Source organism: Haloferax sp. ATB1 (assembly GCF_000730175.1).
Map to the genome: position 1 here is coordinate 43,709 of NZ_JPES01000104.1, position 21,032 is coordinate 64,740.

Sequence of the window (21,032 nt, forward strand, 5' to 3'; positions counted from 1 at the left end):
AGCGAGCTCGAACGCGTACGGTGCCGCGACGAGGGAGTTGCCGAACATGAAACGACCAGACACGACTCGAATCTGATACATGGGACACAGACTCACACAGACCGCGGTTGCACTCTTGTTGTGCGGGCTCATGGCCACCGCACCGATTGCAGGCGCAACGACAGTTAACCACCAAGAACAGCCCACGAAACAATCGAGTCTCGAACCGACAGAGACAACATTCGCAATACAGAGCGGCAACGGGACCGAAGTAAACCCGTACGTCATCACCAACGCCTCTGGACTGGCTGCGATTCGCGACGACCTCGATGCCCACTACGTGCTTGGGTCGGATATCGACGCGACCGAGACGGCGACGTGGAACAACGGCTCCGGATTCGAACCCATCGGAACGTTCGCGACGCCGTTCACGGGCACGATTGACGGCGAAAACCACACCATCGAGGGGCTGACGATTGACCGGCCGTCGACGAGTGGCGTCGCACTCGTCGGCTACGCCTCGGAGAGTTCGATCACGAATCTCCGACTGACCGACGCCACCATCACTGGCGACTTCACCACGGCCGCCCTCGCCGGGTCGACAACGGACACCGTCATCCGCGAGGTGACTGTCAGCGGGTCGATCTCGGGCAGCGGGACCGTCGCCGGCGTGGTAGCGTCCACCGACGGCGGCACGGTCGAACACGTCGATGCGACGGTCACAGTAGAGAGCCCCGGGAGCGCAGGCGGACTCGTTGGTGAAAACGAGGGAACCGTCAGCGATGTGGTCGTCTCAGGGCGTATCACCGGTGGGACGTACGTCGGTGGCATCGCCGCACAGAATCCCGGGACGATCGAACGCGCGGCGGTGAACGCGACCGTCGTCGGGACGACAGACGACACGAGCGTCGCGACTGGCGGCCTCGTGGGGTATAACTCGGGGAACATCACCGCGACGCACGCTCACGGCCGCGTGTCCGGCACGAACTACGTCGGCGGGCTCGTTGGATCGAGCAACTACGAAAGCGGCGTTGTCGCGAACTCGTACGCGACGGCGAACGTCACCGGCGAGTCAACCGTCGGCGGACTCGTCGGCGGCCTGTACTACGGCAGTTCGGTTACGGAGTCGTACTGGAACGAACAGACGTCAGGGCAAGCGACCTCTGCGGCGGCAGGCAACGGAAGCGTGGGACTTTCGACCGCAGCAATGACGGGCGAGGCGGCGACGTCGAACCTGACTGCGTTGGACTTCGCCGAGACGTGGCAGGTCACTTCGGGTGCGTATCCGGACCTCGTCGGGGTGGGTGGCGACAGCTATCTTGCGTCTGTTGATGACAACGAAGGCGGCGACACTCAGACCGCCGCGATCAGTATTGCGGACCAGACGGTTCCGGCCGGGACCACGACGGTCACCGTCGAGTCCGCCACGTACGAAGTGACCGACGATGGGACGACAGTGGGCGACCCGTTCTACGTGGTCGTCCACGAGCGGACTGCCGATGGAACGCTTTCAGCACCGATCGGGAATTCCACGAGACTCTCGCCGGGTACCCACAGCGACGTTCCGGTGCGGTTGGGCGTGGACGCGTCGTCATCGGATTCACTCGATGCACTCACGACGAACACGACGCTCGTCGCGATGCTGCACCGAAGCGACGCCGACACCGCGACTGTCGGCACCCCCGTCGAAATCAATAACTCGACTGTCACCCAGACAGCGGCCATAACCGTCACGGATTCCGAACCAACGCTGGATGTCGTTCCGGGAGGAGCGACAGCTCCGCCTGGTGGGATCGCGGAACTCCCAACCGGGATCACAAACGAGGGCGACGAATCCGCGTCGGTTTCGCTTGCGTTCACCGACTTCCCCGGTGAGACGGTCACCGATACCGACGCCGCCGGTGGAACATGGAACACGAGCGACTACTCGTGGCAACTCGACGAACTCAGCCCGGGGTCGTATACCGATCCACGATTCGCGTTCCGAGTGCCGGAGAACGCGACCCCCGGCCGCTATACTGCGACTGCAACGGTCACCAGCAATGGGACGACACGAGAGGTGACCTATCCGGTCACCGTTGCGACCGCGTCTGACCTCCGACTCACCGTCGGGAACGCAACGGTACCGACGGGGACGGACGTGACTGTCCAAGCGCAGACGTCGCCCGCTTCGGGCGGCGTGTACTATGCAGGAAACGTGGCGTACGATCCGTCAGTCGTGGAATTGCAGCGTGTGACGGCCGAAGAGCATGCGGTCTTCTATGAAACCGACACCGAAAACGGGACGGCGTTTTTCAGCGTCCAGAACACGGGTGACGGCTATCTTCAGGACCCCGTGGTGAACCTCACGTTCGAAACAACCGGTGCGAACGGGTCGACAAGCCCGATAGAAGTCACAAACCCGGAACTGTTCACCAACGGTGAGAACTACGCGAACTACCCCGTCGACAACGGCTCGATACATATCGAGAGCTCCGAGACCGACGAACCGACGCCACTCGGGCTCAACGCGACGACCGAACTGGTCGATAGTGACCTCGTCCTCACGGTCACGGCGAATGAGTCACTCGACTCGCTCGAAGCCGTCCTCGCGAGCACCGAGACGGTATACCAAGAGACGATCACGCTCGATGCGTTCTCGGAGACACAAGACGGGTCGACGTACGTCTACACGACGCGATACGTCAACACGGACGACGGCGAGTACACACTGGATGTGTCGGCGAGTGACGACACGGGGGCGCAGACGGACCTGACCCAAACCCTCACCGTCGGCGACGAGCCGACTGCGCCGACAGTCGACCTCGCGATTTCCGCTGTCGATGCCCCCGTCGGACCGAACAGCACGACGACAGCCGAACTCGTTGCGCGAAACGTCTCGTCGGACATCGGTGCGTACGAGGCGACGATTTCGGTTCCCGAGGCGTCGGGGCTCTCGATAACGGCAGTCAACACCACCGGGTCGCCGGCGTTCGCTGACACCGTCTATAGTAACAACAACACGACAGCGCGGGTGAGCGTTGTCGGCCGGACATCGACCGACAGCGGGTCCTCGACGCTCGCAACGGTCACACTCGAAACCGGGGCGACCATCGATGAGGGTGAGGCAGTCGTCAGCGTCTCGGATGCGAACGTCTCGACCGAGGGAGGCGACGAAATCACCGTCTCCTCGACGACGGGCGATACTGTCTCACTCGCCGCACTCGACCCGGTCGGCGACTTCGAATCACCGCCGACCGACCCCGATGGTGACGGCGTGTACGAAGACGTCAACGGCGACGGTACCGTCACTGTCTCCGACGTCCAGGCGATTTTCACCCATCGAGATAGCGAGGTGGTCACCGAGCAACGCGAGCGGTTCGATGTCACCGGAAACGGGGTGTTCAACATCGTCGACGTCCAGCGATTGTTCTACACGACGACCTGAGATCGCTCGCGGCGCTCCGCCGTGAGCGTTCGTCGCTCTGTGTGTGAATGACCGGACCCGGTGGCTGGTTCTTGTCTCACCCGTCGTCCAACCGCCAGCGCGTGGCCGACATCATCTGGTGCCAGTTTCATTCCGCTCTGGTATTCTTGGATAATATTGAAGTGCTGTGCAGTCCACATAACCTTCATGACAGGTTTTGAGAGTGAATCGTCAACAAACGACAGACTGAGCGATAACTCGGCCTCGATTATGGCATATGCCCTCCAGGCTACAGATACCGTCATCTGGGACTGGGATATTTCTGCGGATGCTGTCTCGCTGTATCCTCCTTCGCAGACTGTGTTCGAAGATATCGCCGACCTTGATGACTTTTTGAGTCAGGTTCATCCGACAGACACACAGCGCATCGTTCACGCACTGGAGGTCGCAGTTGAAGAGACCGGGCACTACGTGACCGAGTTCCGCCTTGCCGATGACACAGAGCGATGGGTCGCTGCACAGGGGGAAGTGACCTACGATGAGGGAGACGACCCGGAGCGTCTGATTGGTGTTGGGCGAGACGTAACTGATAAAAAACACACAGCGCAGCAGCTCAGACGAGCGACAGAGCACCTTGCCGAGACAGAACTCGTATCCGACATTGGTGGGTGGGAACTGATACCCGAAACGAACGACCTGTGGTGGACACAGGGGACGAGACAAATCCACGATGTCTCGCCGGAGTACAACCCGACAGTAGAGGATGCCTTCAAGTTCATCCATCCAGCGGACAGACAAACAATCGAGAAGGTGGTCCAACAGTGCCTGACGTCCGGCGAACCGTATGGTGTTGAACTCCGGTTGATTACTGCCGAAGGACGTGAGCGATGGGTCTACTGTAAGGGCGATCGGGTACAACGTGGTGAGACCACCGTTCTCAGGGGCGTGATCCAGGATATCACTGACCGAAAAATCCGTGACCAACGGTTGATGGTGTTGAGTCGGGTTCTCAGGCACAATATTAGGAACACACTTGGCGTCGTCATTGGGAACGCAGAGTTACTGGCAGAAGAACTGGAAGCACTCGATCCACTTGAGACGTACCTCGCTGAAACGGCTTCGTTTCCACTTGATGATAGTCGTCGCATGCTTTCGAAGATTGCTGACAACGCGACGCAGTTGGTTGAGCTGGCTGAAAATGCCCGGCAGCTGAGTCGTGTGTTAGAACGTGGTCCGGTGCGGTACTACGTCGATGTCCCGACAGTTGTCGATCGACTCGTCTCGAAGTTCACCGACCAGTATCCCACTGCAAGTATTCACGTCGAAAAACAAGCAGTCGGCGTGAAGGGAAACGAAGAATCCCTCGAGATGGCGCTTACTGAACTCATAGAGAACGCAATTGTCCATACTCACGACGCGTCACCGACAGTCGAGGTTTCCATCTCCCGAGTCGACAACGAGCGAGTTCGTATTCAGGTCGCAGATACAGGCCCGGGCATTCCGGAGATGGAACAAGAGGTTCTCGAGATGGGTACGGAAGAACCCCTCCTGCATGGTCGGGGAACCGGGTTGTGGATGGTCAATTGGCTGATGACACAGTTAGGGGGCAGTATTTCAATCGACGAAAACGTCCCTCGAGGAACCGTTGTGTCGCTCACGTTGCCTGCCGCACTGAGTGAGTGACGGCTTTCGCGCCCCCTGGCGTGGAGGAGTCAACTCCTTAGTGAGCGGGAGTCCGCACTGACCGACACAGAAACAGGAACACACAGCGCTCAGGCTTGGTCGGTCTCGGTCGGGCCAGTCGACTCGGACACGAACGCGCCACCACTCAACCACCGATATTCATACTCCCACCAGCGTACGAATGTGGTATGAATACCTACTCGATTTTGGGACCGTCGCTCGTCGCTGTCGTGCTGCTGTTGTTGCTGAGTGCGTTCTTTTCCAGTAGTGAGTCAGCGATCTTTTCGCTCCCGGATGATATGCAGCCCGCGACCGAAGACAGTACGAAAGACAGCCGCACACTCCAGCAACTCCGCGCGAACCCGCACCGACTCCTCGTCACGCTGCTGGTCGGCAATAACCTTGTCAACATCGCGATCACTAGCATCGTCACACTGCTGGTTGCACGGTTCATTCCCCCCGGATACACCGTCGTGATCGCAACACTGTGTGTGAGTGTGCTCGTCCTCGTGTTCGGGGAAATCGTGCCGAAATCCTACGGGCTCGGCCACGCAGAGTCGTGGAGTCTCCGTGTCGCCCGCCCAATCTCGTACGTCGAACGCGTACTGAGGCCACTCGTTGCGTTGTTCGACATCGTCACGCGATGGCTGACGGCACTCATTGGTGGCGACCAACAGATCGAGAAACCATATCTCGACGAGTGAGCTGCCGTCCGATCTGCAAGTTCTCACTCGCGGGGTGAGGCCTCCTGCTTGGTCGCGTTGAAGAGTCGCTGGATATCGACGATGTTGAACATCCCGTTTCCGCTGAAGTCGAACTGGTGGGTGTTGTTCTCAATCGTAGCGTCGTTCCGGTCGACGAACAGCGCCTGCACATCGCTAACCGTCACAGTCCCGTCGCCGTTGACGTCTTCGTACAGCCCGTCGGCATCCGGATCGGTCGGCGCTCGTTGCCGATCGCCGATCGGTGGGAGCGGTCCACCGGTGACGGTGCCGTTCTGGGTTTCGGGTGTGTGTTCTCCGTCGTCCGTCCACACGGTTGCCGATCGAATTTTGACCGGACTCGTGGCTGCAGCGGTAAGCTCGAAGACGAGCGTCGCCTGTGGATCTTCCCCATCGTCGAGTGCCGCCCCGATCGAAACGGTGCCGGTCTCGTTGTTGATCGTGACTGCCGTATCCGTCCCCGTGAGCTGGACGTCCTCGATCGTTGCGACGGCGGGGTCGAACGTCAGGTTCGCGCTGTATGACTCCACGCCCGATGCGTTCTCGACAGTTACCGGGACGGCGACTGTCTCACCCGGGTCTACAGCGCGGTCTCCCACGACAAACCGGGACAACTCGGAGTCAGCGTCGGCATCTTCGGCCACGACAGTAGTGGTTGCCGTGTCGGTCACGGTGTCGCCCGCCGCGGTCTCGGCGACTGCTGTGACCGTCACCGTATACGTGCCGGGGCTTTCGTACACGGAAGTGTATGTTGCTCCCCGCGTCTCAGCCTCGGCGACGCCGTCGCCGTTGGTATCCCACGTGTATTCGAGGATATCGCCGGTCGTGTTGCTCGCATCGAAGGTGATGTTCTTGCCGACCGTGACGGTCGACGGGGCGTCGACTGCTGCGTCGAAGTCGGCCGTCTCACCTGAGGTAACTGTCAGTTCGACCGACGCAGTGTCGTTGCCGGCCGTGCCGACCGCAGTGACGGTCGCGGTGTACGTCCCGGGCTCGCCGTACGTGTAGACAACGGTTCCATTTGTCGTCGTTGACTCGTTGGTGCCGTCGGCGTCGACGTCCCACGCATACTGGTCGATCCCTTCGGTGGTGTTCGTGGCGTCGAAACGGACGGCCTGTCCGACAGATGGCTCACTGCGATTGACGGTGAGCGTCAACTCGGAAGCTGGTGGTTGGAGTTCAATTGTTCGGTTCGCCCAGGCGTGATGGTGGCCGAGCGCACCGAGCGTCACACGAGAACCCGCACTCGATCCGTTCACGTCAGTGCCGAGCGCGTACACGTCACCGTCGTTGTCACCGAAGAAGAGTCTACCATCGACCACCGTCGGCGACGACTCGACGGGCGTTCGGATGTTGGTCGGATACGTCCATCGCACTTCGCCCGACTCGGCATTGAGTGCAAACATACTGCTCGGTTCACTGTCGTCCGACGAACCCACAAAGACGGTGCCGTCGACCACCGTCGGTGAGGAGACGACTTGGTAATCTCCGGTCTCATATGTCCACACTTCGGTGCCGGAGTCGGCGTCTAGCGCATACACGTTGCCATCCTTACTGCCGACAAAGAGCGAACCGTTGGCGACCGTCGGCGATGATTCGACCTCCCACCCTGTTTCGAAAGCCCACTGTTGTGCACCCGACTCGGCATCCAACGCGTACACGTTATCATCGTTGCTCCCGACGTAAACCGTGCCGTTGGCAACTGTCGGCGAGGACTCGACCGCAGCGCCAGTTTCGAACGCCCACTGCTGGTCGCCCGACGTGGCGTCTAGTGCGTAGACGTGGTTGTCGTTACTCCCGATAAATACGGTCCCATCGGTGATGACCGGCGACGAATCGACTCGTCCGTCGGTCTCGAACGTCCAGCGGACTGCCCCTGTGGTGACGTTCAAGGCGTACACGTTGCCGTTTCTGTTCCCAACGAACACCGTCTCACCCGCGATGGTCGGTGAGGAGTGAATCGTACTGATCGTCTCGAACTCCCACTGTTTCTCGCCCGACTCGGCATCCAAGGCATATACGTCTCCACCGCTCGCGACGGCAACTGTGCCGTTGACTACTGATGGTGAGGAATACACGTCGACCTCAGTCATGTACTCCCATTTTTTGTCACCCGAGTCGGCATCCAGCGCGTACACAGAACGATCGTGACTGCCGACGAACACGGTTCCGTTGACCACCGTCGGCGACGACGTGACCGCGTCGCTGGCAGCGTACGTCCACGCCGCTTGCCCGGCCGGAACGCCGTCAACCGTGATCGTTGCGGTCGTCGTCGCCGTGTGGCCGTCATCGTCGACAACTATGAGTTCGACCGTGTACGTGCCGCCGCGATCGAACACGTGGGTGATCGTTTCACCCTGCTTCGACTGGCCGTCGACCGACCAGCGGTACTCCTCAATCGACCCGATCGAATCGTTTGCCTCGAATCTGACCGAGTCACCCACGTCAACCGATCGCGACGGGACCGTGAGGGTGGCCTCGAGCGGGTCGCCGATGAGTAGCGTCTCCGTCGTTGTGCGCTGCTGGCCGTCGTTGTTGGTGACCGTCAACGACACGTCGTATTCACCGGGGGTATCATACGCGTACTCGACGTGTTCGCCGGTGGCGTCGGTCCTCCCGTCCCCTGTAAGATCCCATGCATAGGTGGAGATCTCGCCAGTACTGTTGGACGCGTCGAACTCGACCGGCGTGTCGATGTCTTCCGTCCGGGATGCGGTCAGCGCCGCCGATAACGGCTTTGCGACCGTTAGTGTCCGTTCCGTCCGATTTGATTGGCCGTTCTCGTCGACGACCGTCAGCGTCACCGTGTAGTTTCCAGCCGAGTCGTACGTGTGCTCAGTCCACGCGGACCCGGCCGCGTTCGTCGAACCATCGCCGAAGCTCCAGTTGTAGGTTGCAATTCCGACGACCGAACGTGAGTTGGATGCATCGAACTGGACTGTGTCCCCCGCGATGAGGTCGGTTCGATTCGGGATGAACGCCGGGATGGGTTCGTCAGGATCGATGTCGACGTGGTGTTTGTCGGCCCACCGGTCTGTATGTCCGAGCGTGCCGAGTCCAACCCGTGACCCGACACTATCGCCGGCTTCAACATCCGCAACGGCTGTTGGAGACGATCGGATCGCACTACCTGTCTCGATCGCCCACGTCGAGTCACCGGCCGATGCGTCAATCGCGTACAACGTCCCCGCCTCCGACCCGATGTAGACCGTTCCATTACTGACCGTCGGAGACGCGGTCACTGGCCCATCTGCCGTATACGTCCACGTTAGATCACCTGTTGCGGCATCAACCGCGTACAGAGAATCGCCTTCGGAGCCCACGTAGACGGTGCCATTCGCGACTGTCGGCGAGGAGGAAACCGCACCTCCCGTCTCGACGTTCCACTCCGCTTGTCCAGTCGCTGCGTCGACTGCGTACAGGGAGTTGTTATTCGTGCCGACGTACACCGTGCCGTCAACGACCGTCGGTGAGGATTCGACATCACCGCGAAGACTGGTCTCGAACGACCAGCGGATGGCACCCGTTTCCGCGTCGATCGCGGTGAGCGTATTGTCGATCGTGCCGACGTAGACTGTCTCGCCTGCTAGTGTTGGTGATGAACTGACAGGGCTTCCAACGTCGGTTGCCCAGTGCGTCTCACCGGTCGTCGCATTGACCGCAGCCACTGACTGGTCTCCTGTCTCGGCGTACAGCACGTCATCGGCTACCGTCGGGGAGCCATCGATCGGGCCGATATCCCGTGCCCACCGCTCTGCACCGGTCGCGGCGTCCAGCGCGTGAAGGCCAGGCCCCCACAACGATTGGGACCCAACATAGACCGTCCCGTTGACAATCGTCGGCGATGAGACGACTCCATCATTGTCGGTGCTGAAGGTCCACTGCGTGGAACCGGTCTCCGCGTCGAGGGCGTACAGCGAGTCATCAAAGCTAATCGACGCCCGTGAGCCAACGTAGACCGTTCCGTTTGCGACCGTCGGCGAGGACACAACGGCATCGTCCGTCTCAACCGACCAGCGTTCCTCACCCGTGGCCGCGTCCACAGCGAGAACCGAACCGGATGTCAACCCAACATACACCGCGGTCGGCGACTGCGAGAACTGTGGGTCACCAACCGAAATCGTCGCGTCCGTGGTCGCTGTGCGTCCCTCCGAGTCCGTCACCTGCAATTCGACGGTATACTCGCCAGCTTCGAACTCACGGGTGACCGTCTCACCGGTGGCTGTCTCTCCATTCGAGAACGCCCACTCGTAAGATTGGATCGCCGTTGCGGCTGTCGACCCGCTCGCGTCAAGCGTGAGCGTCTCACCCGCTACTGGTGCTGTGGGTGAGATATCGATCACCGGGGTCGGCGAATCCGAACGCGTATTGACGGTGACGGTCCGTCGTACCGTCGTGACGTTGCCCGCGCTCCCGGTGGCCCGAACACCGAGTTCGTGCTCCCCACTCGTCGTCAACGCGTACTCGAACATCCCGTCGGATGCAGTCGCTACTAGCGACCCATCCACGAGCAACTCGAATTCACTGATCTCTCGATCGGGGTGTGGGTGCGTCGACTCGGCCGCGTCGATCGTGATCGGTTCGTCAGGATCCGCACTCGACGGCGCGGACACCGACACCGACGGTTCGGCCACGCGCTCCTCACGGGTCGCAACGTCGACAACGCGCGTCACGGAGACAGAGCGGCCGTCGATTACTCCTGACAGCGTCACTTCGTAGACACCCGCCTCGTCGAGCGTGGTTGCGAACGTTCCGCCACTTCCAGCGTCGACCGCGGTGTCCCCGCGGATGACCGACCACGAGGGATCTGAAACGTCTGCGGGCGCGTCGAACGTCAGCGAGTCGCCCGGTTCGGGGTACGTCCGGTCCACAGCAACCCCGATGTCTGTCGTCCGCGCTGCCACCGTCGCGTTGGCGACGTCGACGGCCGTCGACGATGTGGCGGTCCGGCCTGCGGCGTCCCTGACAGTCAGTTCGACCTGCGCCGTGCCTGCGGCGTCGAACGTAACACTCGACGTCACACCTGTCGTCGTCGTTTCGGTCGTCCCGTCACCGTCGGTGTCGATCGCCCACTCGTACGATTCAATCGAATCGTCCGCGGTCGTCCCACTCGCGTTGAGTTCGACGGGTTCGCCTGTCAGTACATTGGACGAGACGTCGATTACTGGCAGCGGCGGTTCGACCGATCCGTTCGTCGAGAGCGTGCGAACCGGCCAGTCCTGCTGGTCCGTGGGGCCCGAGGTCGGCATACGAGCGTACGCAGCCTGCGCTTCGGCATTAGAGAGGCCCTCCTCGACGAGGAACGGCTGGAACGCGGCGCGGTAGGACAGCCATCCAGTCCCGTTGTCCGTCTTCTCGACGGTCACACGGAACGTGCGCTCGTCGCCGGGTTTGTACTGACTTCGGATGTCGATGAGATGGTGATCAAGCGTTATCGTCTCGCCGCTGGCGTTGACCGCTTCGCTGCCCGGGCTGGTCCGTTGAACTGAGACGTTCGCGCCAGCGTCGGTTAGGGGCGTCACGTCCGCTACGGAGATGTTCTCACCGTGAGATAGCGAGAGGTAGCTCCGCTCTCCGGAGACGCCAGCACCGCGCGCATTCGAAACTACGAACGTCACAGTTGTCGTTTCATCGACCTTCAGTTCGCCCAGCCGCTCTTCGATCGTCGCCGGATCCTCGGTGAGGCGGACGCTTGGGTTTGGTTCCTTAATCAGATCGAGTCGACGATCCGCTCGTTCGTATTCTTCATAGGAGAAGCGTTCCAATGAACCGAAGTACTGTGCCATCGCACCGTTCGAGTCACCAAATTCGGTGCTCGACAGGCTAGCAGTCCGCTGTTCGTCACTCTCGACAGCAAGGCACGTGTCGTAACTGCCCGCATATGGATTGCTTGATACTCGGCTGAGACACGCGTCCACGAGAACTGCCCGCTGACGGAGGATGACCTCCCTGAGCCGCTCGCGATCTTGCTCCTCCCAAGCGACCTGTTCCTGTTCGTACAACCGTTCGAGTTCGGCCAGTAACGCAGAGCTGTTGCCCGCACGACGGACGTCATCGCGGGTCATTCGCGCATCAAGGTCGTTCTTCAGTTTCTGGTTGACAGCGGCAATTTGGCCGGCAGTTCCACCGTCATAGTTGCCAGTCGCGACTTGATATGCATCTCTCGCCTGCAAGGCGGTGCCGACTCCCGGTACCGATCCGAGAACCGCTCCTTTTGTCTCTTCGGTGATGACTGTACTGAAGCCGTCGCGCATCGATGTTTGGACGGTTTCGTTCCACGGTTCGCTGTAGAGGAGGCGGTCGTAACTCGCTTGGTACGAGGATGCGAGCGTGGCCCGAGCGTTGGCCGACCCATTCATCGCGTCCCACGTACTCGCTTGGCTGGTAACGTTGTAGGTCGCCGTGGTCGAACTCACCGCTCCGCCGCCATCGCCGGGTTCTGCAGTCACCGATACTGAGCCGCCGTCGGCCGATTCGGGAACCTCGACGAGGACAACAGCAGTTTGGGAAGTTGCGGTTCGGAAGAAATCCGTGGCCGACAGTGAAGCGGTTGTCTCGCTTTCGTCGGTAATCGTATCGTACTCTGTTGGTTGGATGCTCTCGATGGTGGCGTCGCCCTCGACAGTCAGATCAAGCGTTGGGTCCTCGACGTGGTTCGAGCTGAGAAATGACCCAGAACCGATATCGATGGTCACGACGACCGGATACACACCGCCGGGTGCGAACGTCTGGCTTTGGGGGGAGAGATATCTGCAGTTTGTGCGATCCCGGTGGTAGTCTGGCCGACCGTGTCCGTCGTGCCGAGGTCGGTTGCCGCCCGCGTTGGTGCTGCGTCCACAACAGAGGCTGCGGTGAGCGGGGCAGCGACCGTCGAAACGATTACGAGTGTTACCAATGCAACGACACCGAACTGCGAGAGTGCTGATCGAGTCATATGAGTCAGGTTGGATTTGCTTGCCGCAAGGGAGGTTCAACTCGAACGCACGAGTCGCCGCCTCGAAACTGATTCCGCTGGTAGGTGATTCGTATTAGTGGCTTGAGATAAACCTGTGGTGTCCAGGGGGGTTCCTCACTCCACTCGCTCACTGCTGATGGGGGTCGCTCCTTGAGAGTGTCTCGTGAGCGACTCCGCGTCGTCGAGGTGCTGCTCACGCGTCCGAGAGCGTAAGAACGGAGCGATTTCCAACAGTCACGCCACCGAGGAGGGAATCAACGGCTCACGGCTGCAACGACGTCGTCGATGGTGAACAGTTGCACACCAACGGCGTCCTGTAACCTATCAGCGGCTGAGGATTCCAACAGCGCTCAAGTAGTCAGTCCGGGGAGTGTGGGTCTGTCGCCGTCTCGAGTCGGTAGACACCGTCTAGAGCGTCAAAATCATCGTCAAACGCGTAGAGATATCCCAAGCCTCGGGTCTGCATATACGCAACAATACACGCATCGACGAACGAGAGTTGACGGTGGCGTCTGAAGAGCGCTTTTGCGGTCGCAGTCGCATCGGAGTTCACCGACGCAATATGGAACCGTGCGTTTTCTTCGAGTCGATCTAAGAAATCGACGGCCGCATCGTGTCCGGCGTGTGTCGTCAATCCATTGAGTGTCTCCGCTAGAACGTGAACTACCCCACCCTACCGCTCGCCTGACGGCTCGCGCTTGAGGGTGGGGCTTCCTGCTTCTACGACGCGCTTTGCAGACACCGAATCGGTGTCCACAGGAAGCGCAGTCTCCACAGGCGTTGATTCGGAGCGTCCCTCTCCTACATCTTCAAGACCGCGAGAAAGGATATTCCACGCCGCGTTCGCGTCCCTGTCCGCCTCAAATCCACACGCTGGACACGAGTGTTCGCGCACCCACAGCGGTTTCTCGGTCGAACCGCCGCACGACGCACACTCCTTGGTCGTCCCGCTCGGGTCTACGGCAACGAAATGTGTGCCTTCGCGTGCACACTTGTATTCGAGCATCCGCAGGAACGTTCCCCACGCCGCGCCTGCTCGGTTCCGTGAGTTGCCCGGCAGTTCCACCAACCCCTGTGCGTCCAAGTCCTCCACGGCTACCAAATCGTACTCGGTGGCGTAGTAGTTCGACAACTTGTGGAGGAAATCCCGCCGCTTTCGCTTGAGGTCGGCGTGACGCTCGGCTACGACCCGGCGTTGTTTCTCCCAATTTGCAGAGCCGTGTTCCTTCCGTGAGAGGGCACGTTGTGCCCGTTCCAAGCGTTCGCGCTCGTCGGAAAGGTCGGGGGATTCGACCGCCGTTCCGTCCGTGTCGTGAGCATACTTGCAAATTCCAACGTCGATGCCGACGCACTTCTCGGGGTTTTCAGGCTTCGCTGGTGGGGACTCAGGCGTTTCGACACCAAGAATGGCGTACCACTTCCCGGTTGGTTCCTGCTTGATTGTGACCGTCTTGATTTCGGCGTCGTCGGGCAGGTCGCGGTGGAAGGTGAGCGGGATTTCCCCGAGTTTCGAGAGCCACAGTTTGGTCCGACCGCTCGTGTTTTTGAGCTTGAAGCCGGATTGACTGTAGGTGAAACTGCGGTACTCGCCCGGTGCCTTCCAGTTGAGAGTGCCGACGTGGTAGCCGTTCTCTTTGCGACCGCGAAGTGTTGAGAGGTTGTCGTACAATCGCTGAACGACTTTCTGGAGAACCTTCGAGTGAACTTGTTTCAGGTCGTTCCACCACTTCTTAAGATTCGGAAGGAGCTTCTGTTCGCTGTATGCCGAAGTGTTGTCGGTTCGGTTGAGTCGGTGGAGGAAGTGGTTGTAGACCTGCCTACAGGTATCGACAGTCCACGCTAACTGTTCTTCGAGAGCGTCGGACGGTCGCAGCCGATACCTGTAGTTGTAGTTCATCTACGAGCGTTCTTCGATGAGTTCGTCAAGTTTCTCTTGGACGAACGACGAGAGGTTAAGATGGTTCTCCTCAATCCACTCGGCTTGGTCGTCACGGATAGAGATGTTCTTGCGTGTTGCCACGCCACAATATACACAAAGTACACAAATAAGCGTTGCGATTGCGTGGGCCTGTGGGCCTGCCACCGAATCGTGTATGAGAACTGTGCGGCGCTGTATCCCCTCCCTACTCGCTCCCTTCGGTTGCTCCTTGAGGAAGGGGCCTTAGCGCCTCAATTCAGGTAAATTTGACTCTTGTTCGACGACCGACAGCACGAGTGTGGTCCTCCTCAGGTGGTCGGTATCGAAGTCCCGGCGTGGCTGAGCGACCGCCACGAGAACCGAATCGGTCTCACACAACTGCTACACCTATCTGAACAGCACCGCACGGACTCCGAGCGAACACCATGGAGCCGCAGTCATGTCAACAACAACGACAGACACTATACCCCGACAGAGAGAACCGACGAGTATGCCCTCCGAATCGCTCGTCTCACGCCGCGGCCTGCTGGCCATACTGGGCGGGGCTGCCTCGATCGGCCTCGGGGCGGTGTTCGGGACGGGTGCCGTTCGTCCCCCGCTCAGTCTCGAACACCGAGTCCCCGCAGGCGAGTGGCCGATGGCGAAGCGGACGCCCCGGCGCACCGGCTTTCAACCACAGCCCGGCCCCCAAGACGGTCTCGTCGAGGCGTGGCGACAGCCCGTCGAGTCCGCGAACGTCGTCTCTCCCGGACTGGTGGCGACGAACGACCGAGTGTACATCGTCGGTCGCTATGCGGTGCGGGCGCTCGCGAGTACGGACGGCCGACCCGACTGGGTGCGTCCCCGTGAGAACGCGCCGAGCGTCCTCACCAGCCGCGCCCCGTTCGAGTTCCTCCAGACGGGACCGACCGTCAGTGGCGACCACCTGTACGTCGTCGGTGGGGTGACACTATACGGACTCGACGCCACAAGCGGGCAGTCGACGTGGGCGTTTCGGACGACGAGTAGTTTCGAGCACGTCCTCCCGGTCGGCAACCTCGTCGTCGTCGGTGTCTCTCGCGGGTCCGAGGACCACCTCGTCGCCCTCGATCAGTCGACGAGTTTCGAGCGCTGGGCACGGCCGACCGCCGAGGTCCCACTCGCGTTCGCGTCGGGCACGGAGGGCCACGTGGACGCCCCGCTGTTACTCACCGGAACCACAGCACAGGGCGACAACCGGCAGTTGGTCGGCCGCGACCCGGTCGATGGCTCCGTCGACTGGCGAACGACCGCCGACGCACCGACGTTCGAGCGTTCGCGCTTCCCGCGATTAGCCGGGGGCGCGTCTACGCCGGTGGGTCGCGGCTGACTGCGTTCGCGGCCACCGACGGGAGCGTCGAGTGGCAGACGCCGATCGTGGACCGTGCCGAATCGATCTCGCCGGTCACCGACGGCGAGCGGGTGTACGGCGTCGGTGGCGGCGTCGCATGGCAGTTGACGCGACGACCGGCACGCGACAGTGGTCGGTGTCGGTCGGCGACGTCACCCCGTTCGTCCCGCCGGTCATCGCTGGTGAGACGCTGTACGTCCCCGGCGACGACGCCATCATCGCGCTCGACACGACCGACGGCTCGACGCGGTTTCGGCACGCGCTCCCGGCGTCGACGCCCGACGGCATGGCGAGCGCCGACGGCAACCTCTACGTCAGAACCCATCAGTCGGTCCGTGGCTACGTCGCCCCCGAGGAGGGAGACTCGTGAGCGACGCCGCGTCGCCCGCCGAGACTGCGGTGTCGACGTACGCCCAGCAAGTGGGACGCGGCGTCGTCTTCCTGCTTATCCTTCAGTACTCGCTCGGCATCGGTGTGAGTGCGACGGTCCAGCACGCGTTCGGTCCGACCCCGATTGTGCGCCCCACAATCGTCTCGACTGTCGTCGTGGCGCTCGTCGTTGCAGTCCTCGTCAACAGCGCCCACCAACCCAGCTACCGACAGCTGACGGGCTTCACCGTGGTTGCGTTTGTGATCGGGACCGCAGTCACCACCCTCGTTGGGGGTGGAGACGGACACGTCGGTGCGCTGTATCCGACGCTGCAGACCGGGCTCTCCTGGCTGGGCGCGTTCTGCATTGCGTACGCCGTCGCGTTCGAAGTCGAGTGGAGCCGCGTCGTCGAGGTGCTGCTCACGCGTCCGAGAGAGTAAGAACGGTGCGATTCCCAACAGTCACGCCACCGAAGAGGGAATCAACGGCCCACGGCTGCAACGACGTCGTCAATGGTGAACAGTTGCACATCGTCACGCTCTGCAGCTACTTCCAGCACCGACTGTGTGAATCCACTCCGGGAAAACAGCGCATAGGATTCTGTACGAGAGCCACCGTCATCCGGTGTCCATCGGAGCTCTGCCGTATGTTGCTGGAGGCTGGAGAAGGCGTCGTATCCGAGTGGTGACTGTTGGAACTTACACTCACCGACGATCAACGTTCCATCGGTCGCGAATCCGACAACATCAATTTCGTGTTCGCCGTACCACCACTGACCGGTCTTCGTAATCGTCTGGTCTGGATACAGCTCTCGGAGGGCACGACAGCATAGTGCCTCAAACGAACTCGAAGCGAAGTCCGGGAGTGCTGGTTCGATAAGCGTCTCGAATGCATCTTCACCAAGCGCATCATACTGTCCATCCGAGCCATAGACGAAGTGGAACCAGAACCGGAAGAACGGGTCGCGGATACGGTACCGGCTGCGCTTACTGCGGGTTTTCTGTTCGGTGATTGGGACGTGCTGGTCAATGAGACGAAGCCGCGACAGACGATTCAGATACTTCGAGAGTTGATTATACGCAATTCCAGTCGTCCCCGCAATCTCGTTTCGGCTCGTGTTTCCTCCAGCAATCGCTTCGAGAATTGAGAAATATCGCGTCGGTTCTGTGAGTTCCATCCGGAGCACGTAGTCTGGTTCGTTGTGGAGCGTTCCATGCCGAGAGAGAATCGTTCGATGGATATTCGCACCGAGTGATGCGTCTGGTTCCACCTCTTCGAGGTAGTACGGAACCCCACCGAACACACTCCACGTCAACACGCGTTCTGTTGGCGAGTACGTCTCGTCGAAAAACTCCATTGCCGCATCGAACGGTAGTTGTCTGATATCGAGTTTGAGTGACGACCGCCCATACAGCGGGCTGTTTCCGAGGAGTGCGGCTTCTTCCATCATGCTGATCGACGACCCGACGAGTACGACCGTCGATTCGGCGTCATCGAGTTCGTGGTCGAAAAGCGCCTGTAAGACTGATGGAAGGCTTTCGTCTTGCTCGACAAGGTATGGAAACTCATCAAGAACAACAATCGCGTCCTGGTCGGCGAGATAGCCGAGAACAGACTCCCAATCTTCGCGAATTCGCGAGAGTCCGGGGTAGGTATCTGCGGCGACGTCGATGAACTGCTCGAGTTGTAGTGCACGCGTTTTTTGCTTTGCCTGGTAAACGATGGCGTCGTCGTACTCCGCGAGCGACTGTTTGACGAGTGCTGTTTTCCCGAGTCGCCGTCGTCCAAACACGATTGCGAGTTCCGCGCGCTCGGACTCGTAGAGTGAGTGTAACCGTGTGAGTTCCTCGGTCCGGTTCACGAACGTGTGCATATCGATCTCTCGACGCCCAATTGAATAGTACTATCGGTAACCGTACTTTGAAGTATGATACTCTAAAGTATGATACTCTAAAGTATCATCTTGGGCGTACCCCCCACCACGAGCGGACTGTGACAGCATGGACACCACACCTAACAGAAGGCCCGCTCCAAGACAGCCCATGGACCGGACGGACTTCTTCCTCGGCTTGATCGTCGTCCTGTTGGCTGCACAGGTATACGAGACTGGAGATGGTCACACACCGATATTCATCGTGCTTCCCGTGATGGCGATTCTGTATCTGGGGCCGGTGTACCTCGTTGGGGCAGTCGTCTTCGAGAACGTCGTCGACAGCTGATCCGGCGCACACGGGGAGGCACGTGAACCCAAGCGGACTCCCGACGCCCTCACTCCTGTGCAGACGTCGACTCGTTGAGCACCGTCTGCTGGATGAGTTGCCTTACGCCTCTGCGAAACCGTTCGGACGCCGAACTATCTGAGATGTCAAGTCGGTCTCCCAGGTCGGCCAGCGAACACGTCCGCGGAATCTCTAGATATCCACACGCAGCCGCTTCGACCAGCAGCTCTCGTTGGGCGTCCGTCAGCGACACACTGGTCCGTCCTGGTATGTCTCCTCGTAGAGTCGCTTGACGGAGATGTCGATCTCGTGGTCACGACAGAACTGCATGATGTGTCTGAACGCGTCTCGACTCGGAAACCGGGCGAGACACCGCCACCCATTGTTGCTCCCGACCGCACGCTGGAGGACGCCCCCGACCGAGATGAACTCGGGCATGAGATTCGTCTCGTCTCCGACCGGAGTGAAGTCCACCCGGTAGAATCGACGGTCTCCGGTATCGTCCAAGACGGTTGGATTCGTGACTGAGCGGTCGTCAGCGAGCGCCCGCTCGACCGCCGCGAAGTCGTCGCTCCGCACCGAAAAAAGCATCTGCGTCCGGTCGTCTGGCCCCCGATACGTCTCTTCCCATTCGACCTCAATGTCGGGTATCTCCCGTAACGGCGTGAGCAAGATCGGATGGTCGATTGTGAATTCTGCTATGAGCATTGGTACCATCCCTCACTAGATGATAAAATGTGACGGTCACGGATAAACACCCGGGAGGCTCAGGCAGGGGACTCATTCCGTTCCCGATAGAACAACCCTCAGATGTCTACGTTCGACGTGCCGTCGTCGCAGCAGGACGCTGATCGACTTGGGGAGCTTTGCGGCGTCATCGCAAAGCAGCGTCGGCGCCACGTCCTGTACTGTCTCCGTGACGCGGACGAAGCCACTGTGACTGTCGAGGAACTCGTCCAGTCTCTCGTCGAGCGAGCGGGTGACGGCGATCGAGCACGAATCGAACGGTGTCTGCACCACGTCTCGCTGCCGAAACTCGTCAACGCGGGCGTCATCGAACACGACCGGCGAAGCGGGTGTGTCCGGTATCGGCCATCCCCACAGCTCGAACAACTGCTGGAACAGGTGTCGGCACTCGAACCCCGCGACTCCTGAGGCCCCACGACCGGTCGGACAGACGGCGGCTCTTCTTTGTGTCCGCTGGACTGGTCGCAGCCGAGGTTGACGAAGTCCACCAATTTTGTATACTCATTGAGATGATCCAGTATGAAAGTCGCGAGTTATACTGTCACGGGTCGCCACTATGCGGAACTCACAGACGCGCTAACTGAGCGATTTTCTCCGGCGGAAGCCCACACGGGTGATGGGTTCGCGGTGTTGCTGATTGAGAAATACGAATTTTGGCGGACCAACTCGAATATGCAGGCGACGATTATCCTCGAAGAACAGACTGAGACGACGTGTTTCCTCAAGGTCATCGTCGGTGGCGGCGCAAGCGGGATTTTCAATTTGACGTTCGGCTCGGAACAGAAGGTCCTCCGAAAGATGACGACGGGAATCGAGGAGGTGATCGACGAACTCGGCATGGAGTTCAACGCCACTGCTCGCTAACTCCCAGTCATGGGGCCTCGCCGAAGAGTACGCGAAACCACTTATTGGCGACCGCATCGAACCGTGAACACAGCGCCTGTTCTTCGACAACGACAGACACTGAGTCGAGTGAACGACGGTACCGACTGCCACAGCCAATATCGAACTATCGGTGTCCACCCGGAACACCGTTCTCACAGCGATGTCGGGCCGTTTCACGGCCGTGAAACGGCGGTTCGCGGGGTCGAAAAACCCGTCTCGGTTTACTGACATAACAAACAACGTGTAGCCCGAAAGCCCGCAAGCCAACCACCGTGGGCTCACGGTGGTGAGCACCGCCTGAGTGACCCACCTCGGGGCCACGTGATTCGCGACGCGGAGTCGCTCGTCACCACGGACAGCGTCGCGTGCCATCCACCCCCGAGGCGCTCGCCGTGCGTATCTGCCGCGCCCGCTACTGACCCGCAGTCGACGCCGTTAGCTCACGACCCGCGGCCGTTGCCACGGTCCGTGTCGTGTCCATTCTTGCGCCCATTGCCACGGCCCTTATCGTGTCCCTTCTTGCGCCCGTTCCCCGGTGCGTCGGAGTCGGCGCTGCACGACCCCACCGCGACGTCTGCACTCGTGTCGCTCGTCACGCGGAATATCGCCGTCGTGCCGCTGATTTCGTGACCGACGAAGACGAGCGGGTCGTCAATCGGGCTCTCTTCGGCGGTCGCGAAGTCCAGCCCCTCCGGGCCGAGGTCGCCGGCAGCGCCGGCGGGCGCGTCACCGTCTTCGATGGCCGCCTCGATGTCGACCGAGAAGTCTCGGTTGTTGAC

At 60.5% G+C, this 21,032-nt stretch carries 15 protein-coding genes and 2 pseudogenes; 9 read left to right on the forward strand and 8 right to left on the reverse strand.

Going from position 1 to position 21,032, the window contains the following annotated elements; all coding sequences use genetic code 11:
- The first annotated feature begins 79 nt into the window (after positions 1-79).
- The 3 genes from ATB1_RS23555 to ATB1_RS17245 all read left to right on the forward strand — a co-directional run bounded on the left by ATB1_RS23555 (position 80) and on the right by ATB1_RS17245 (position 5,772).
- On the forward strand, positions 80-3,406 hold the full coding sequence (locus ATB1_RS23555; protein ID WP_241768328.1) for a ZmpA/ZmpB/ZmpC family metallo-endopeptidase-related protein: 3,327 nt from the start codon (positions 80-82) through the stop codon (positions 3,404-3,406).
- 156 nt (positions 3,407-3,562) lie between these two features.
- On the forward strand, positions 3,563-5,068 hold the full coding sequence (locus ATB1_RS17240) for a PAS domain-containing sensor histidine kinase (protein ID WP_241768247.1): 1,506 nt from the start codon (positions 3,563-3,565) through the stop codon (positions 5,066-5,068).
- A gap of 188 nt (positions 5,069-5,256) precedes the next feature.
- The gene (locus ATB1_RS17245; protein ID WP_052368002.1) at positions 5,257-5,772 is read left to right on the forward strand and encodes a DUF21 domain-containing protein; all 516 of its coding nucleotides are present in this window, start codon (positions 5,257-5,259) and stop codon (positions 5,770-5,772) included.
- 23 nt (positions 5,773-5,795) lie between these two features.
- On the opposite strand, the gene ATB1_RS19985 is transcribed toward ATB1_RS17245, so the two are convergent.
- The 4 genes and pseudogenes from ATB1_RS19985 to ATB1_RS23980 form a co-directional block, all read right to left on the reverse strand.
- A complete protein-coding gene (locus ATB1_RS19985; RefSeq protein ID WP_128081499.1) occupies positions 5,796-12,485 on the reverse strand; it encodes a PQQ-binding-like beta-propeller repeat protein in 6,690 nt (2,229 codons plus the stop codon).
- A gap of 618 nt (positions 12,486-13,103) precedes the next feature.
- Positions 13,104-13,406, reverse strand: a pseudogene (locus ATB1_RS17255) (PIN domain-containing protein); the annotation flags it as partial.
- A 12-nt stretch (positions 13,407-13,418) separates the two neighbouring features.
- Complete coding sequence (locus ATB1_RS17260; protein ID WP_042664602.1) at positions 13,419-14,642, reverse strand: RNA-guided endonuclease TnpB family protein; 1,224 nt, start codon at positions 14,640-14,642, stop codon at positions 13,419-13,421.
- Positions 14,643-14,765, reverse strand: coding sequence for a hypothetical protein (locus ATB1_RS23980; protein ID WP_256477161.1), 123 nt, complete (start codon positions 14,763-14,765; stop codon positions 14,643-14,645).
- 388 nt (positions 14,766-15,153) lie between these two features.
- Between ATB1_RS23980 and ATB1_RS17265 the strand changes: the two genes are divergently transcribed.
- The 3 genes from ATB1_RS17265 to ATB1_RS17275 all read left to right on the forward strand — a co-directional run bounded on the left by ATB1_RS17265 (position 15,154) and on the right by ATB1_RS17275 (position 16,842).
- Positions 15,154-16,011, forward strand: a complete 858-nt coding sequence (locus ATB1_RS17265) for a PQQ-binding-like beta-propeller repeat protein (RefSeq protein ID WP_042665891.1) — start codon at positions 15,154-15,156, stop codon at positions 16,009-16,011.
- 118 nt (positions 16,012-16,129) lie between these two features.
- The gene (locus ATB1_RS17270; RefSeq protein ID WP_042665892.1) at positions 16,130-16,402 is read left to right on the forward strand and encodes a PQQ-binding-like beta-propeller repeat protein; all 273 of its coding nucleotides are present in this window, start codon (positions 16,130-16,132) and stop codon (positions 16,400-16,402) included.
- Positions 16,399-16,842: a hypothetical protein gene (locus tag ATB1_RS17275; RefSeq protein ID WP_042664611.1), complete on the forward strand. Its 444-nt coding sequence runs from the start codon at positions 16,399-16,401 to the stop codon at positions 16,840-16,842. Before ATB1_RS17270 ends, ATB1_RS17275 begins: the two co-directional genes overlap by 4 nt.
- A 41-nt stretch (positions 16,843-16,883) precedes the next feature.
- On the opposite strand, the gene ATB1_RS17280 is transcribed toward ATB1_RS17275, so the two are convergent.
- Positions 16,884-18,275, reverse strand: coding sequence for an ATP-binding protein (locus tag ATB1_RS17280; protein WP_042665894.1), 1,392 nt, complete (start codon positions 18,273-18,275; stop codon positions 16,884-16,886).
- 169 nt (positions 18,276-18,444) lie between these two features.
- Between ATB1_RS17280 and ATB1_RS22565 the strand changes: the two genes are divergently transcribed.
- On the forward strand, positions 18,445-18,621 hold the full coding sequence (locus ATB1_RS22565; protein WP_198526139.1) for a hypothetical protein: 177 nt from the start codon (positions 18,445-18,447) through the stop codon (positions 18,619-18,621).
- A 49-nt stretch (positions 18,622-18,670) separates the two neighbouring features.
- Here the strand turns inward: ATB1_RS22565 and ATB1_RS17285 are convergent, their stop codons facing one another.
- Complete coding sequence (locus ATB1_RS17285; protein WP_042665895.1) at positions 18,671-18,874, reverse strand: helix-turn-helix domain-containing protein; 204 nt, start codon at positions 18,872-18,874, stop codon at positions 18,671-18,673.
- The gene (locus ATB1_RS17290) at positions 18,865-19,329 is read right to left on the reverse strand and encodes a bacterio-opsin activator domain-containing protein (RefSeq protein ID WP_042665898.1); all 465 of its coding nucleotides are present in this window, start codon (positions 19,327-19,329) and stop codon (positions 18,865-18,867) included. The genes ATB1_RS17285 and ATB1_RS17290 overlap by 10 nt, the downstream gene beginning before the upstream one ends.
- 102 nt (positions 19,330-19,431) lie before the next feature.
- Here ATB1_RS17290 and ATB1_RS17295 point away from each other — a divergent pair, with 102 nt between their 5' ends.
- On the forward strand, positions 19,432-19,776 hold the full coding sequence (locus ATB1_RS17295; RefSeq protein WP_052368103.1) for a hypothetical protein: 345 nt from the start codon (positions 19,432-19,434) through the stop codon (positions 19,774-19,776).
- Positions 19,777-19,887: 111 nt separating this feature from the next.
- Positions 19,888-20,232 carry a hypothetical protein gene (locus ATB1_RS23560; protein ID WP_241768329.1) on the forward strand — a complete coding sequence of 115 codons (345 nt, stop codon included), beginning with the start codon at positions 19,888-19,890 and terminating at the stop codon, positions 20,230-20,232.
- Between the two features lie 461 nt (positions 20,233-20,693).
- Here ATB1_RS23560 and ATB1_RS17305 read toward each other — a convergent pair.
- Positions 20,694-21,032, reverse strand: a pseudogene (locus ATB1_RS17305) (alkaline phosphatase); the annotation flags it as partial.